This is a genomic window from Brevundimonas sp. G8 (assembly GCF_902506205.1).
GTDB lineage: Bacteria > Pseudomonadota > Alphaproteobacteria > Caulobacterales > Caulobacteraceae > Brevundimonas.
The window spans coordinates 2,914,676-2,929,087 of record NZ_LR732816.1; the positions used below are offsets into that span (position 1 = coordinate 2,914,676).

11 protein-coding genes and 1 tRNA gene are annotated in these 14,412 nt (G+C 66.1%); 7 read left to right on the top strand and 5 right to left on the bottom strand.

What is annotated here, in order from left to right; genetic code table 11:
- Positions 1-28: 28 nt before the first annotated feature.
- Genes CHRYSEO8AT_RS14060 through CHRYSEO8AT_RS14075 form a run of 4 tightly spaced genes read left to right on the top strand, consistent with a single transcriptional unit; the run spans position 29 to position 6,825 of the window.
- The gene (locus CHRYSEO8AT_RS14060; protein WP_159851029.1) at positions 29-1,405 is read left to right on the top strand and encodes a formimidoylglutamate deiminase; all 1,377 of its coding nucleotides are present in this window, start codon (positions 29-31) and stop codon (positions 1,403-1,405) included.
- Entirely contained in the window at positions 1,402-2,127 is a 726-nt protein-coding gene (hutC, locus tag CHRYSEO8AT_RS14065) for a histidine utilization repressor (protein WP_159851031.1), read from the top strand. The genes CHRYSEO8AT_RS14060 and hutC overlap by 4 nt, the downstream gene beginning before the upstream one ends.
- Positions 2,124-3,335 (top strand): imidazolonepropionase, encoded by a 1,212-nt coding sequence (gene hutI / locus CHRYSEO8AT_RS14070; RefSeq protein WP_159851033.1) that lies wholly within the window; start codon positions 2,124-2,126, stop codon positions 3,333-3,335. The genes hutC and hutI overlap by 4 nt, the downstream gene beginning before the upstream one ends.
- A gap of 37 nt (positions 3,336-3,372) precedes the next feature.
- Positions 3,373-6,825, top strand: a complete 3,453-nt coding sequence (locus CHRYSEO8AT_RS14075; protein ID WP_159851034.1) for a DNA methyltransferase — start codon at positions 3,373-3,375, stop codon at positions 6,823-6,825.
- Positions 6,826-6,829: 4 nt separating this feature from the next.
- Here the strand turns inward: CHRYSEO8AT_RS14075 and CHRYSEO8AT_RS14080 are convergent, their stop codons facing one another.
- Positions 6,830-7,207 carry a response regulator gene (locus CHRYSEO8AT_RS14080; protein ID WP_159851036.1) on the bottom strand — a complete coding sequence of 126 codons (378 nt, stop codon included), beginning with the start codon at positions 7,205-7,207 and terminating at the stop codon, positions 6,830-6,832.
- The gene (locus CHRYSEO8AT_RS14085; RefSeq protein ID WP_159851038.1) at positions 7,204-8,712 is read right to left on the bottom strand and encodes a sensor histidine kinase; all 1,509 of its coding nucleotides are present in this window, start codon (positions 8,710-8,712) and stop codon (positions 7,204-7,206) included. Before CHRYSEO8AT_RS14085 ends, CHRYSEO8AT_RS14080 begins: the two co-directional genes overlap by 4 nt.
- 119 nt (positions 8,713-8,831) lie before the next feature.
- Here CHRYSEO8AT_RS14085 and CHRYSEO8AT_RS14090 point away from each other — a divergent pair, with 119 nt between their 5' ends.
- Positions 8,832-10,352, top strand: coding sequence for a carboxylesterase/lipase family protein (locus CHRYSEO8AT_RS14090; protein ID WP_159851040.1), 1,521 nt, complete (start codon positions 8,832-8,834; stop codon positions 10,350-10,352).
- Positions 10,353-10,357: 5 nt separating this feature from the next.
- Here the strand turns inward: CHRYSEO8AT_RS14090 and gor are convergent, their stop codons facing one another.
- Together gor and CHRYSEO8AT_RS14100 are read right to left on the bottom strand one after the other, a co-directional pair.
- Complete coding sequence (gene gor / locus CHRYSEO8AT_RS14095; protein ID WP_159851042.1) at positions 10,358-11,740, bottom strand: glutathione-disulfide reductase; 1,383 nt, start codon at positions 11,738-11,740, stop codon at positions 10,358-10,360.
- 92 nt (positions 11,741-11,832) lie between these two features.
- Positions 11,833-11,908: transfer RNA gene (locus CHRYSEO8AT_RS14100), tRNA-Lys, on the bottom strand.
- Positions 11,909-12,063: 155 nt separating this feature from the next.
- Between CHRYSEO8AT_RS14100 and CHRYSEO8AT_RS14105 the strand changes: the two genes are divergently transcribed.
- Together CHRYSEO8AT_RS14105 and CHRYSEO8AT_RS14110 are read left to right on the top strand one after the other, a co-directional pair.
- Complete coding sequence (locus tag CHRYSEO8AT_RS14105) at positions 12,064-13,476, top strand: amino acid permease (RefSeq protein ID WP_159851044.1); 1,413 nt, start codon at positions 12,064-12,066, stop codon at positions 13,474-13,476.
- Positions 13,476-13,829 carry an Hpt domain-containing protein gene (locus CHRYSEO8AT_RS14110; protein ID WP_159851046.1) on the top strand — a complete coding sequence of 118 codons (354 nt, stop codon included), beginning with the start codon at positions 13,476-13,478 and terminating at the stop codon, positions 13,827-13,829. The genes CHRYSEO8AT_RS14105 and CHRYSEO8AT_RS14110 overlap by 1 nt, the downstream gene beginning before the upstream one ends.
- 210 nt (positions 13,830-14,039) lie before the next feature.
- Here the strand turns inward: CHRYSEO8AT_RS14110 and CHRYSEO8AT_RS14115 are convergent, their stop codons facing one another.
- Positions 14,040-14,372 (bottom strand): chorismate mutase, encoded by a 333-nt coding sequence (locus tag CHRYSEO8AT_RS14115; RefSeq protein WP_159851049.1) that lies wholly within the window; start codon positions 14,370-14,372, stop codon positions 14,040-14,042.
- Positions 14,373-14,412: the final 40 nt, after the last annotated feature.

Sequence of the window (14,412 nt, forward strand, 5' to 3'; positions counted from 1 at the left end):
ATTGATCGCAACGACACGGACCTGTCCAGTGACCCTTCAGCCGCAGCCTGTGGATCGCACCCTCTGGTTCGAGGCGGCCCTGTTGCCGGACGGCTGGGCGCAGGGTGTCCGGATCGGCGTGGCGGATGGGCGGATCGTCAGTCTCGAAGCGGGCGTTGCGCGAACAGCGGCAGATCAGGGCGGGGACGTCGCCCTGCCAGGTGTCGCCAATGTCCACAGCCATGCCTTTCAGCGGGCCATGGCCGGTCTGACCGAGGCGCGGGGGCCGTCAGACGACGACTTCTGGACATGGCGCGAACTGATGTACCGCTTCCTCGACCGAGGCGGGCCAGAAGAGATCGAGGCCATCACCGCCCTGGCCTTCATGGAAATGCTGGAAGGCGGCTTCACCCGCGCCGCCGAGTTCCACTATCTGCATAACGACCCATCGGGCGCCGCCTATGCCGATCGGGCCGAGATCGCCGCACGTATCGTGGCGGCGGCGAAGGCGACGGGGATCGCCCTAACGATGCTGCCGGTCTTCTACGCCCATGCCGGGTTCGGCGGGCAGCCGCCGTCGCATGGACAGCGACGCTTCATCAACGATCTGGACGGTTTCGCCGATCTGGTCGCGCGATGCCGCGCCCTGACCGCCGAGCTGCCTGACGCCGTGGTCGGCGTGGCCCCGCACAGCCTGCGCGCCGTCAGCCCGGACGAACTGGCCGCTATGCCCGCGCTGGCGGGCGACGGACCGATCCATATCCATGTCGCCGAACAGACCAAGGAGGTGGCGGACTGCCTAGCCTGGTCGGGGGCGAGGCCGGTCGAATGGCTGCTGGCCAATGCGCCGGTCGATCCGCGCTGGTGCCTGATCCACTCGACCCATGTGACCCAGACCGAATGGCGCGGCGTGGTTGAACGCGGCGCAGTCGTCGGCCTGTGCCCCATAACCGAGGCCAACCTGGGCGACGGCGTCTTCCCAGCCGCCGAGTTCACCCGCGCAGGGGGACGGTTCGGCGTGGGCACGGATTCCAATGTCCAGATCGGCGTCGCCGAAGAGTTGCGGATGCTGGAATACAGTCAGCGTCTGGCGCTGCGCGGACGCTCGGTCATGGCGGACCCTCAACGCTCGACGGGCCGAGCCTTGTTCGAGCGCGCATTGGCGGGCGGCGCCCAGGCGACGGGCGCTGCGTCGGCTCTGAGCGTCGGGGCGCCGGCGGACATCGTGTCGTTGGATACGAGGGGGCTGGCCTTCGCCGGACGGTCGGGCGATGCGTTGCTCGACAGCTGGATCTTCGGCGCGCCGACGGGCTCGATTTCGTCGGTCTGGCGTGCGGGGCGCGAGGTCGTGAAGAACGGCCGCCATATCGCGCGGGACGTTATCGAGGCGCGCTATCGCCAGGCGCTGGCGACGGTGCTGGGGTGAGCCTGCATCGCCGCATCTACGCCGATCTGGAGGGGCGGATCCTGTCCGGCGACCTGTCGCCCGGCGATCGGATTCCGTTCGAGCATGAGCTGACCGACCGCTACGGCTGTTCGCGCATGACGGTGTCCAAAGCCATTTCCGAACTGGCGGGGCGGGGGCTGGTCACGCGCCGTCGCCGCGCTGGCACCTTCGTCGCCCAGCCTAAAGCGCATGCCGCCGTTCTCGCCATTCCCGACCTTAGGGCCGAGGTGATCGAGCGAGGACAGGTTTACGGCTATGTCCTGCTGGTACGGATCGAGCGCGAGCCGGAGGGCACGGACGAGATCGAACTGGCGTCGAGCGGCCGTCTGCTGGACCTGACCTGTCTGCACAGCGCCGACGGCGCACCGCTGGCGCTGGAGCATCGGTTGATTGCACTGGGGGCTGCGCCCCAAGCCATAGACGTGGATTTTCAGACGGTTCCGCCGGGAAGCTGGCTGCTGGACTCCGCACCCTGGACTGAGGCGGAGAACCGCATCTCGGCCGTCGCGGCCGACGCCCGCGCCTCGCGCCTGTTGCAACTCAAGCCCGGCGCCGCCTGCCTGTGCGTCGAGCGGCGGACGTGGCGGGACGGGCAGGGGGTAACGCGGGTCTGGCAGACCTTCCCCGGCGAGCGCTACGATCTGGTGGCGCGTTTCTCGTCAGCCCACTCACCCGTTCTGGCCAAGGAGCCGCGCCGATGAAGGCCGACCGTCTGCTGATCGATTGCCACGTCGCCACCATGGTCGAGGGGACTGTCCCCTATGGCGCCATCCAGGATGCGGCCGTGGTCGTCTCCGATGGCCGCATCGCCTGGGTGGGGCCTCGCGCTGATCTGCCGTCCTTGGATGCGGCCGAAACCGAGCGGCTGGACGGGCGCTGGGTCACGCCAGGCCTGATCGACTGCCATACGCACCTTGTGTTCGGCGGCGACCGGTCGGCCGAGTTCGAACAGCGGCTGGGCGGGGCGACCTACGAAGAGATCGCGCGCGCCGGCGGCGGCATCGTCTCGTCGGTCAAGGCCACGCGGGCGGCGTCGGAAGATGAGCTATTCGCCTCGGCCATGACGCAGTTGGCGGGGCTGAAAGATACTGGCGTCACGACCGTCGAGATCAAGTCCGGCTATGGGCTGGATCGCGAGACGGAGCTGAAGATGCTGCGTGTCGCTCGCCGGATCGGACGCGAAGGCGGGGTGCGTGTCCGCACCAGCTATCTTGGCCTGCATGCCGTGCCGCCCGAATATCGCGACGACCGCGCCGCATATGTCGATCTGGCCATCGACGACATCCTGCCTGCCGCCCATGCCGAAGGCCTGGTCGATGCGGTCGACGCCTATTGCGAGCCCATCGCCTTTTCGACTGACGAGGTGTCGCGCCTGTTCGACAAGGCGCGCGCGCTGGGCCTTCCGGTCAAGCTGCACGCCGACCAGTTGTCGAACGGCGGCGGCGCGGCCCTGGCGGCGCGCTATCAGGCCCTGTCCGCCGACCACATCGAACACGCGACCGAAGAGGGCGTCGTCGCCATGGCCGCCGCTGGCGTCGTCTCCGTCCTTCTGCCGGGCGCCTATCTGATGCTGCGCGAGACCCAGGCGCCGCCCGTCGATCTGCTACGCCGCCACGGCGTACGCATGGCCGTCGCCACCGACTGCAACCCCGGAACCTCGCCCGTGGCCTCCATGACCGCCGCCCTGAACCTCGCCTGCGTCCAGTTTCGCCTGACGCCGGAAGAGGCTCTGGCTGGCGCGACGCGAGAGGCGGCGCGAGCGCTGGGGATGCTGGACGAGATCGGCACAATCGAAACGGGCAAGGCGGCGGACCTTGCAATCTGGGACATCACTCGACCGGCGGAGCTTTGTTACTGGCTGGGCAAGCCTTTATGCGCGGCGAGTTATTGGGAAGGTATACGCCTATAGATTGCGTTCTGAGACAGAATAACCTTAGATTGTTCCCATGCAGGGCAAACAATCAGACGATGTCGAGGCCTTCATCGCCCACTGGTCGAGCGTTCCGATCAGCGAAAGGGCGCACTACCAGACCTTCATCATCCAATTGTGCCGCCTGATCGGAGCGCCGGCTCGGGATGATGAACGGACCGGCGACCTGGACTACTGCTTCGAAAGGCCGGTTCGGTTTCGGCATGACGACGGGTCCAGCCAGTCTGGCTACATCGACTGCGCCAAGCGCGATTGTTTCGTGCTGGAGGCGAAACAGTCGCAGAAGAGGCGCGAGGGCGGGCCGTTCGATCCGGTCGTTCAACTGGCGCTGTTTACGCGCTCCGTGGCCAAATCACGTGCGCCGTCGCAAGAGGCCCTGGATCGGCTGATGCGTACAGCCAAGCGCCAGGCCGAGAACTACGCCAAGGCGCTGGATGAATGGCCGCCGTTTCTGGTGATCGTGGACGTCGGGCGATCGATCGAGCTTTGGTCCGACTTCGCGCGTCAGGGCAAGATCTACGCGCCGTTCCCCGATCGCGCAGGTTATCGGATCACGCTGGATCAGCTTCGCTCGCCCGAGGTGAGGGATCGCCTGCGCCGGGTCTGGACCGAGCCCATGTCGCTGGACCCGGCCGCCAGGGCGGCCGAGGTGACCACGGCCATCGCGTCACGTCTGGCCTGGCTGGTGAGATCCATCAACAACCGGCGGCAGGTCGGGCTGGACCGAGTGGACGCTTCGGCTCAGGCTGAAAAGACGGCGCTGTTCGTCATGCAATGCATCTTCGCCATGTTCGCCGACAGCGTCAGACTAATCGATGACCGAGGATTCCTGAGGCTGCTGGAAAGCTATCGCTCCAAGGCTGACCGGTTTCACGATGGCGCGCGGATATTTTTCAGGACAATGGATGAAGGCGGCCACTGCCTGGCGACGCAGGAACGTATCCGGCGGTTCAATGGCGGACTCTACCACCGCGTGGACCCCATTCCGATCACCGAGGATGAGTTGTCGGCGCTAACTGCGGCGGCACGATGCGATTGGGCCAATGTCGAACCGGCGATCTTCGGCGCCCTGCTGGAGCAGGCGCTTGATCCAGCGGAACGCGCTGAACTGGGCGCCCACTACACGCCGCGCGCCTTTGTCGAGCGCCTGATCGAGCCGACGATCATGGAGCCGTTGCGCGCAGATTGGGAGGCGGTCGAAGCCCAGGCCATCGGCCTGTATTTGAACGGTGATCCCTTGGGAGCGCGTCGTCTGATCCGTGGCTTCCACGAACAACTGTGCAAGGTGCGGGTGCTGGATCCCGCCTGCGGCACTGGCAACTTCCTCTATGTCGCCATGCGAATGATGAAGGAATTGGAAGAGGAGATCGTCAGCACCTTGGGTGAAATGGGCGAGCACCAGGGCCTTCTGGCCCTAGAAGGCCATGTGGTCAGTCCAGAGCAGTTTTATGGGCTGGAGAAGAACGCCAACGCCGCCTGGATCGCTGAGATGGTCATGTGGATCGGCCATCTCCAGTGGCATTTTCGCGTGTCCGGCGACGCCATGCCCAGCGAGCCGATCCTGAAGGACTTTCGCACGATAAAGCGGGCTGACGCGCTGCTCGAGTGTGCGCGCATCGAAATCGTTCGCGACGGCGCCGTTCACCGCCGCGCTCCGGATGGAGACCACAGAGGACGGCTGTTGTTCGAGCGAGAGACAGACCGGGAGACCCTCCGTTACGTCGATCCGCGTTCGAAGCCTTGGCCTTCTGTCCATTTTATCGTCGGTAATCCGCCCTTTATTGGCGGCAAGGATCTGAGGCGGGAACTTGGCGACGGCTATGTTGATGCCCTGGCGACCATCAGGAACGGCCGGTTTCTGTCTGCAGATTTCGTCACCGCCTGGTGGGACCGGGCGGCTGAAATCTTGACCCAGCCCGGATCGACCCTGCGACGCTTCGGCTTCATCACGACCAATTCGATCACCCAGACCTTCTCGCGTCGGGTGCTGGAGCATCACTTGGATGATGGACCACCGATCCGGCTGGTCTTTGCGATCCCGGATCATCCTTGGGTCAGGGGTGTGGGATGTGCGGACGTGCGTATCGCCATGTCCGTCGTAGAGAGGGGCGAACCGGACGGGCAGGGGCGTTGGCTGAAGGTCCGTGATGCGCAGGCGCTGACGTTCGAGGAGAGGCATGGCGACATCGGCGCCGATCTGATGCTGGACAGCCGGCTGACGCGGGTCGGGGCGTTGAAGGCCAATGCGGTGCTGGCCTATCGCGGCGTGCAGTTGATGGGGGCGGGCTTTCAGGTCTCGCCGGCGAGGGCGAAGGCGCTGTTGTCGGGATCGGATCGGCAGGCGCCATCCCCGGTTCGAGACTATCGGAATGGAAGAGATTTGGCGGACCGACCGCGGGGCGTTCAGGTCATAGACTTCTTCGGTTGGGATGAAGGCGAAGCGCGGCGTCGCCATCCGCTATTGTATCAGCATCTGCTGGAGACGGTGAAGCCGGATCGGGACCGCAACAACAGGGCCGCCTATCGCGACAACTGGTGGATATTCGGAGAGCCGCGTCGCGATCTCAGGGCCGCGCTGGAGGGGCTGGACCGCTACATTGTCACCGTCGAGACGGCCAAACATCGCTGGTTCCGCTTCGTGGATGCTTTGACCCTGCCGGACAACAAGCTGGTGGTGATCGCCAGCGATGATCCCGCCGTGCTGGGCGTGCTGTCCTCAAGGCAACATCGGGCGTGGTTCGCCGCCAACGCAGGGAGGATTGGCGAATACGAGCGCGAGGCCGTCTATGTGAAGGGGGCCTGTTTCGACGCATTTCCGTTCCCCGATCTGAAGGGCGACTTGGCGGCCGAGATCGGCGTGCGGGCCGAGGAACTGGATAGGCTGCGGTCCGATGTTCTGGGGCGCCACGCCGCCTTGACCATGACTGGATTGTACAACGCCAGGGCGCGGATGGGCGGCGATCTACTGACGGAGGCGGAACGAGTCGTACATGAGACCGGATGCGTGGGCGTGCTTGACCACCTGCACCAACGGCTCGATGGCCTAGTCGCCCACGCCTACGGCTGGCCCGACGACCTGACGGACGGCCAGATCGTTGATCGCCTCATCGTCCTGAATCAGGCGCGTGCAGAGCAGGAGACGCGGGGCGATATCCGGTTCCTGCGCGCAGGCTACCAAGCTGGAAAGGTCAGGCAGGGCGGCGGGGTGAAACCTGTTCAACCCAGTCTGCCGACGTCGCGCGAGAAGATGTTCCTGCCGGAGGAACCAGGCGCTCTTGCCTCAAGCTTGCTGTCCATCTTGCGCAAGGCTGGTGTGCCGATGCCGCCTGCAGCCTTGGTCGCCGAGTTTGAGGGCAGCCGGCCCCGGGCACGCCGAATGATCGACCATACGCTGGCGGTGCTGGCTGTCGCGGGCTCTGTTCAACGCACCGACGTCGGCTGGTTCGCGCCGCGGCGTATGCCGAGCTAAGGGCTCAGGTCTGGGCGACGCCCATGGCCTTCATCAGGGCGTCGCGGATGGCGGCTTCGGTGAAGGGCTTCTGGATGGTGGCTTGGCCGCGCCATTCTTCGGGCAGGCCGCCTTCGCCGTAGCCGGTGGAAAAGACGAAGGGCACGCCGCGCGCCTTGAGGATTTCGGCGACGGGGAAGACCTGGCGGCCGGCGACGTTGACGTCCAGCAGGGCGGCGTCAAGGTCGGCTGTGTCGCGGGCCAGGGTCTCGCCGTCGTCGATGTTGGACGCCGGACCGACCGGAATGCATTCCATGTCTTCCAGGATCGTCTCAAGGAGCATGGCGACGAGGGATTCATCCTCGACGATCAGGACACGGCGGCCGGTCAGGGGTTGGGTCATTGTGCGGCCGTCCTGTCGAGCGGAACCGTCAGTTCCGCGATCAATCCATCGGGGGCGTAGACCAGATCGATCTCGCCCGCCAGATCATGGCGAATGTTTCGTTCAATCAAGCGGCTACCGAAACCTCTTCTGTCCGGCGCCGTAACTTTCGGTCCGCCCATTTCGCGCCAGCTGAGCTGGAGCTTGCGGGCTCTCTGATCGGCAAGAGACCAGTCGATCAGGATGCGGCCTTCCGGCGTGTGGAGCGCGCCGTATTTGGCGGCGTTGGTGGCCAGTTCGTGGAATATCATACCCAGCGACAGCACGATGGCGGGTTCCAGCGATACCGGTGGACCGTTCAGACTGATGCGGGTGTGGCCATAGGCCTCGGTCTCGTGCTCCAGGATGGCGCGCAGGTCGGCGCCTTCCCAATGGCTCTGCGTCAACAGATTGTGGGTGTGGGACAGGGCCATGATCCGGGACTGGAAGGTCTCGGCGAAGCCTGCGGGATCGGTGTTGGAACGGGCTGTCTGGATGGCGATCGACTGGACCGTGGCCAGGGTGTTTTTCACCCGGTGGTTCAGTTCGTCGATCATCAGCTTCTGGCGCTGGGCCGCCAGAACGTTCTCGGTGATCTCGTGACCCTGGACGAAGATGCCGACGACCGCGCCTGCGTCGTCACGGATCGGCTGATAGATGAAGTTGAGATAGACGGTTTCCAAGGGGCCGTCGGGCGTGCGCTGCAACTGGGCCACGCTTTCGCGGCCTTCGTAGGGTTCGCCGGTGACGAAGACGCCGTCCAGAAACTCGTAGAAGCCTTGGCCCACAAGTTCCGGCAAGGCCTCACGCACGGGCTTGCCGGCGATGTCGCGGTGGCCGATCAACTGACCATAGGCGTCATTGTGCATCTGGAACCGGTGGTCCGGGCCGGACAGGATGGCGACGAAGCCCGGCGCTTGCATGAACATCTCGACCAGGCGATTGCGCTCGGTCTCAAGGCGGCGATTGTCTTCTTGGACCGACTGAGCGCGGCGCAGGACCGAACCGCCGACGATGGCGTCGAGGGCGGTGGTCGGCTCGTCCGGCTGAATTGCGGGGGAGAGGTCGGTGACGTCCGTTGTGTGCTGGAGCAGCAGCACTACCTCGCCGGCGTCGTTCAGGATCGGGGTGTGGGTAGCGCTCCAGATTCTTTCCACAAAGACCTCGCTGCCGTCCGGCCGGGTCTGGGGCACAGAATAGCGCACGACGGCGAGGTGATCGCGTTGGCGAGTGTCGCGTGCCTTTTCCAGCGAGGCGCGGACTTGGCGCACATTGTCCGGCGCCTCGGATCCTGGGCCTGAATCAAAGGCGGCGAACAGCGGCTGGCCCATCACTTCGCTGCGCCTGGCGCCTGTGACGTCCCTGTAGGCTTGGTTGACCTCTACAATGCGGAAATCAGGCGTGAGCAGCACATAGGGATTGGGCGAGGCCTCGAAGGCGGCGCCCAGATCGACGGTCAGGTCGTTTGATTTCGTCGTGTCGTTCAACGCCTACCCCGTCCAGCTTGACGATAACGCACGATCTTGAAATCGGTTCTACCGCGAGATGTCGCGAACTGTGATCGCAAGGTCATTGGCCTGACCGCAGGATTTGCTAATCAGCGAGGATGACAATCGCCGGCGTCTTCGCCACCCTCTCGCTCATGATGGCTCCCGCAGCTGACCAGCCCACCGTCCGCATTCAGCAGGGCGTCCTGATCGGACGCGCCGATGCCGACGTGGCCGCGTTCAAAAATATACCCTACGCCGCGCCGCCGACGGCCGAGCGACGCTGGCGGCCGCCGGGCGCCGCGCCGACCTGGCAGGGACAGAGGGATGCCAGCGCCTATGGCCCCCTGTGCATCCAGGCGCCGCCCAGCGGCGATCCCGGCGTCGGGCCCTTGCCCATGAGCGAGGACTGCCTGAACCTGAACGTCTGGCGGCCGGTGGGTACGCGCCAGCCGGCGCCGGTCATGGTGTGGATCCATGGCGGCGGGCTGGTGAACGGGTCGGGGACGGCTCCGTTGTATGACGGCACGACCCTGGCCAAGCGCGGCGTCGTCGTGGTGACGCTGAACTATCGGCTGGGGCGGCTGGGATTCTTCGACCACCCGGCGCTGGCGGCCGAGCGGCCTGCAGGCGAGGCGGCGGGCAACTATGGCCTGATGGATGTGACGGCGGCGCTGAAATGGGTGCGCGCCAATATCGCGGACTTCGGCGGCGATCCCGAGAACGTCACGATCTTCGGCGAGTCGGCGGGCGGCGCCATCGTGACGCGGCTGATGATCTCGCCGCCAGCACGGGGCCTGTTCGACCGGGCCGTGGTGCAGTCGGGCCTGGGACGAGAGTTGCAGACCCCGCTGGACAAGAAGGGGCCGCACGGCGCCCCCTCGGCGCGTGAGCGGGGCGAGGTCTGGTCATTCGGCGCGGGCCTGAGGACCGCCGCCGATCTGCGCGCCGCACCGGCCGACATGTTTCTGACGCCGCCGCCGGTGTTCGCCAACGGCGACCTGACCCTGATCGACGGGCGGATCGTGCCGTCCACGGTCGAGACGGCGTTCAAAGCGGGGCGGCAGGCGCCGGTTCCCCTGATCATCGGCACGAACAGCGCCGAGTTCTGGTGGATGCGGCCCACGGACCGCAACGGCTATGGCCAGATCGACGACGATATGACCTGGCTGGAGCGGGCCGACGCGGTCCAGGCCTATGGCGGTCTGGACGCGTTCGACAAGCTGGCCATCACGGACCTGGTGTTCTCGGAACCGGCGCGGATGCTGGCGCGGCTGCACAACAAGGCCGGTCATCAGGCCTGGCTCTATCGGTTCGACATCTCGTCGCCGCAGAACCCCGAGCCGCACGGCGGCGCCACTCACGCGATCGAGCGGCCGTATGTGTTCGGCACGCTGACCACCCTGCCGTATCCGGTCGAGGATCGCGATCGCAAGGCGTCGGAGGCCATGATCGGCTACTGGACCGCCTTCGCGCGCTCGGGCGATCCCAATGGCGTCGGCCGGATCGAATGGCCGCGCGCCAGGGCAGGGGATACCCGGCTGATGAACTTCGGCAATGCGGGGCCGACGGTGACGCCGGTTCCGTTCAGCGCGCGGCTGGACCTGCTGGAACGGTTCCGCGACCGGCCCCGGCCGTAAGGGTTTCAGCCGGCCGAAGTGGCGTTCGACTGCTTCTCCTTCAGGGTGACCAGTTCTTCGGCCATGGTCGGGTGGACGGCGCAGGTGGCGTCCCACTGGGCCTTGGTCAGGCCGGCCTTCACGGCGATGGCGGCCAGCTGGATCATCTCAGGGCTGTCCGGGCCGACGATGTGGACGCCGACGACGCGCTGGCTGTCGGCGTCGACCACCAGCTTCATCAGCACCCGCTCGTCCGAGCCGGTGAAGGCGTATTTCATCGGACGGAAACGGGTGACGTAGACGTCCACCCCCTTGGAGCATGACCGGCGCGCCTCGGCCTCGCTGAGGCCCACGACGCCGACGGGCGGCTGGCTGAAGACGGCAGTGGCGACGGCCTCGTAGTCGAAGTGCTGGGGATTGTCGCGATAGACCGTCTGGTGGAAGGCGACCGCCTCGCGGATGGCGACGGGCGTCAGGTTCATCCGGTCGGTCACGTCGCCGATGGCCCAGATGTTGTCGGCCGTGGTCTTCGAGTACGGATCGACCTTGATCGCACCTTCGTCGTTCATCTCGACGCCAGCGGCTTCCAGGCCCAAATCCTTGACGTGCGGAATGCGGCCGGTCGCGAACATGACCACGTCGGCTTCCAGCTTCATGCCGTTTTCCAGGTGGTTGACCAGACCGGTGGCGGTCTTTTCGATCTTCTCGTGCTGGCAGCCAAGGACGACTTTGATGCCGCGCTTCTCGATCTCGCCGGCCAGGTGCGCGCGCACGTCGTCGTCGAAGCCGCGCAGTATGTTGGGGCCGCGATAGATCAGGGTGGTCTCGACGCCGAGGCCGGCGAAAATGCCTGCGAACTCCACCGCGATATAGCCGCCGCCCGCGATCAGGATGCGCTTGGGCAGTTCGGGCAGGTGGAAGGCTTCTTCGGAAGTGATGGCGTGTTCTATGCCGGGCATGTCTTCCGGCTTCCAGGGACGGCCGCCGGTGGCGATCAGGATCTTCTCGGCGGTGATGGTGCGGTTCTTGCCGACGATCTCGACGGTGTGGGCATCCTTCAGGACCGCGCGGCCGTGGACCAGTTCGACGCCCGCCTTGCCCAGGTTGGCGGCATAGATACCCGACAGGCGTGCGATCTCGACGTCCTTGGCCTCTAGGAAGGTGGGCCAGTCGAACTTGGCGTTGTCGAAGGACCAGCCGTAGCCCTCGGCGATCTCGAGCGCGTGGCTGACCTCGGAGGCCATGACCATGAACTTCTTGGGCACGCAGCCGCGGATGACGCAGGTGCCGCCGACCCGATACTCCTCCGCGACCGCGACCTTCTTGCCGTCCAGCGCCGTCAGCCGCGCCGCCCGCACCCCGCCCGAACCGGCGCCGATGACGAAGAGGTCGTAGTCGTAGTCGGCCATGGGTGGATTCCGTTCAGCAGAGGGCATCGGCATTTAAGCCGCGCTGCGCGAAATCCAAGAGGTTCAAGCTATTGGGAAACAGGGAAAGACGATGGTGGGTGATGTAGGGTTCGAACCTACGACCCGCTGATTAAGAGTCAGCTGCTCTACCAACTGAGCTAATCACCCGACCGATCGTCTGCGTCTTCGGAGGCGAGAGGCCTTGCCGAAGGGCGCTCCTACTACCCAGCGGTTCGGGGGTTGGCAAGCGCTTTCGCAAACTTTCTTCGGCGGGGTATGGTCCCTGTGGAATCAGCCGCGGCAAGCGGCGGGGGAGCGAGCACATGGCCTTCTGGAACCGGCGTCGATCGATCGATGTCATGATGGCGCCGCACGACGGACCGCGGCTGAAGCCCACGCTGAGCTGGCCGCATCTTCTGGCCCTCGGCGTGGGGGCCATCGTCGGCACCGGCATCCTGACTCTGATCGGCGTGGGGGCCGGGCTGGCGGGGCCGGCGGTGCTGATCAGCTTTGGTCTGGCGGGTATTGTGTGCGCCTGTGCGGCCCTGGCCTATGCCGAGCTGTCGACCATGATGCCGACGGCGGGCAGCGCCTATACCTATTCCTATGCCGTGCTGGGCGAGATGATCGCCTGGGTCGTGGGGTGGAGCCTGATCCTGGAGTATTCGCTGGTGGTCTCGGCCGTGGCCGTAGGCTGGTCCGGATACGCCGTCGGCTTTCTGAGCGGGCTGGGGATCGACCTGCCGCTGGCGCTGGTCGCCGGGCCGCATGCGGGCGGGATCATCAACCTGCCGGCCGTGGCCATCATCGGGGTGGTTACGGGCCTGCTGCTGCTGGGCACCAAGGAGAGCGCGACGCTGAATGCGGTGCTGGTGCTGATCAAGATCGCGGCGCTGGTCGTGTTCGTGGCCATCGCCCTGCCGGCGTTCAAGCCCGAGCATTTCACGCCCTTCATGCCCAATGGCTTCGGCGCGCCCTTCGTCCAGACGGGGGTGATGGCGGCGGCGGCGATCATCTTCTTCGCCTTCTATGGGTTCGACGCCATCTCGACGGCGGCGGAAGAGACCAAGAAGCCCGAGCGCGACCTGGCCATCGGCATCGTCGGCTCCATGCTGATCTGCACGGCGCTGTATTTGGTCGTGGCGGCTGCAGCCATCGGCGCGCGTCCGGTGGCGAGCTTCGCCGACAGCCCCGAGCCCTTGGCGCTGATCCTGCGTGAGATGGGGCAGGGGACGGCGGCCCAGTGGATCGCGGCGGCGGCGGTGATCGCCCTGCCGACCGTGCTGCTGGCCTTCCTGTTCGGTCAGAGCCGTATCTTCCTGGGCATGGCGCGCGATGGCCTGTTGCCGCGTCGCCTCGCCAAGGTGTCGAGCCGGGGCGTGCCGGCGGTGGTGACCGTGTTCACCGCCGTGGTGGTGGCGATCCTGGCGGGTCTGTTGCCGCTGGACGAACTGGCGTCGCTGGCCAATGCCGGGACGCTGGCGGCCTTCTGCTCGGTCGGGGTGTGCCTGATCGTGCTGCGCATCCGCGAGCCGAACCGCAAGCGGGTGTTCAAGGCGCCGCTATGGCCGCTGGTGGGCGCGGTCAGCGTGATCGGCTGCATCATCTTCTTCCTGAGCCTGAAGCCGGTGACGCAGATCGGGTTCGTCGTCTGGAATGTGATCGGGATCGCCATCTATCTGCTGTGGTCGTCCAAGAATTCGCGCCTGGCCAAGGGCGAGGAGACGGCAGCCTGATGGCGTTGCGCGATCTGACGGGCGCGGTCGATTTCGCCGTGCTGAACGGCATGACGGGCGGGGACGACGCCATCAACGAGGAGGTCTTGGGCCTGTTCGTCAACCAGGCCGGCCTGTGGTCCGTCATGCTGGACCCCAAGGCCGAGGGCTGGCGCGACGGGGTTCACACGATCCGGGGCGCGGCCGCGGGCATTGGGGCGCGAGACCTGGCGGCGATCTGCGCCGAGGCGGAAGGCGCGGACCAGACGTTGGCCGCCCCGGCGCTGGAGCGGGTCCGGGATGCGCTTCAGGCGGCACTGGCGGATGTCGCGGCCTATCGCCACGAGCTGATGCTGCGAGGCCTCAGGGCCTGAGGCCGTCGGGCGAAATTGCACTGCACTCCGAAAACGCGTGCAAAGTGCAAGAAAGTGCAATTTCGGCGGGCGGCGCGCAGCGATGTCAAAGACCGCTCGCATTATAGGGCCGCCCGAGGAGGCGTCAGGTCGATTGACGCTGCTGCGACTTAAGCGCTTGAAATCGGGCCGAACTTCTCTCGCCGATAGGATGGCTGGCGTTAGCGCAGCCTAGCTGCGCGTCCGGTCGTAGGTCGCGAACTCGTGGGCGATGCAGCGGTCGATGAGCAGGCGCCAGACGGGTTCGGCGATGTCGGGCGACAGGTGGTGGGCCTCCGCCGAGACCAGAACCTTGGCGACCACGTCGTCGATGCGCGCCTGGTCGAAGACGGCGTCGCGGTCGGGCTTGATGCGGGCGGCGGCGTCCATGTAGCGCTGGCGCTCGGCCAGCAGGGCGACAAGGGCGCGGTCAAGTGCGTCGACGCCTTGGCGGACATCGGCCATCGACTGGCATTCAGCGGGATCGACGCGGGCGTCGACGGCGACAAGGGCAGGGTGGTGCATGGCGGTGGGGTTAGCCGCTCAGGCCGCTCAAGCCAAGACG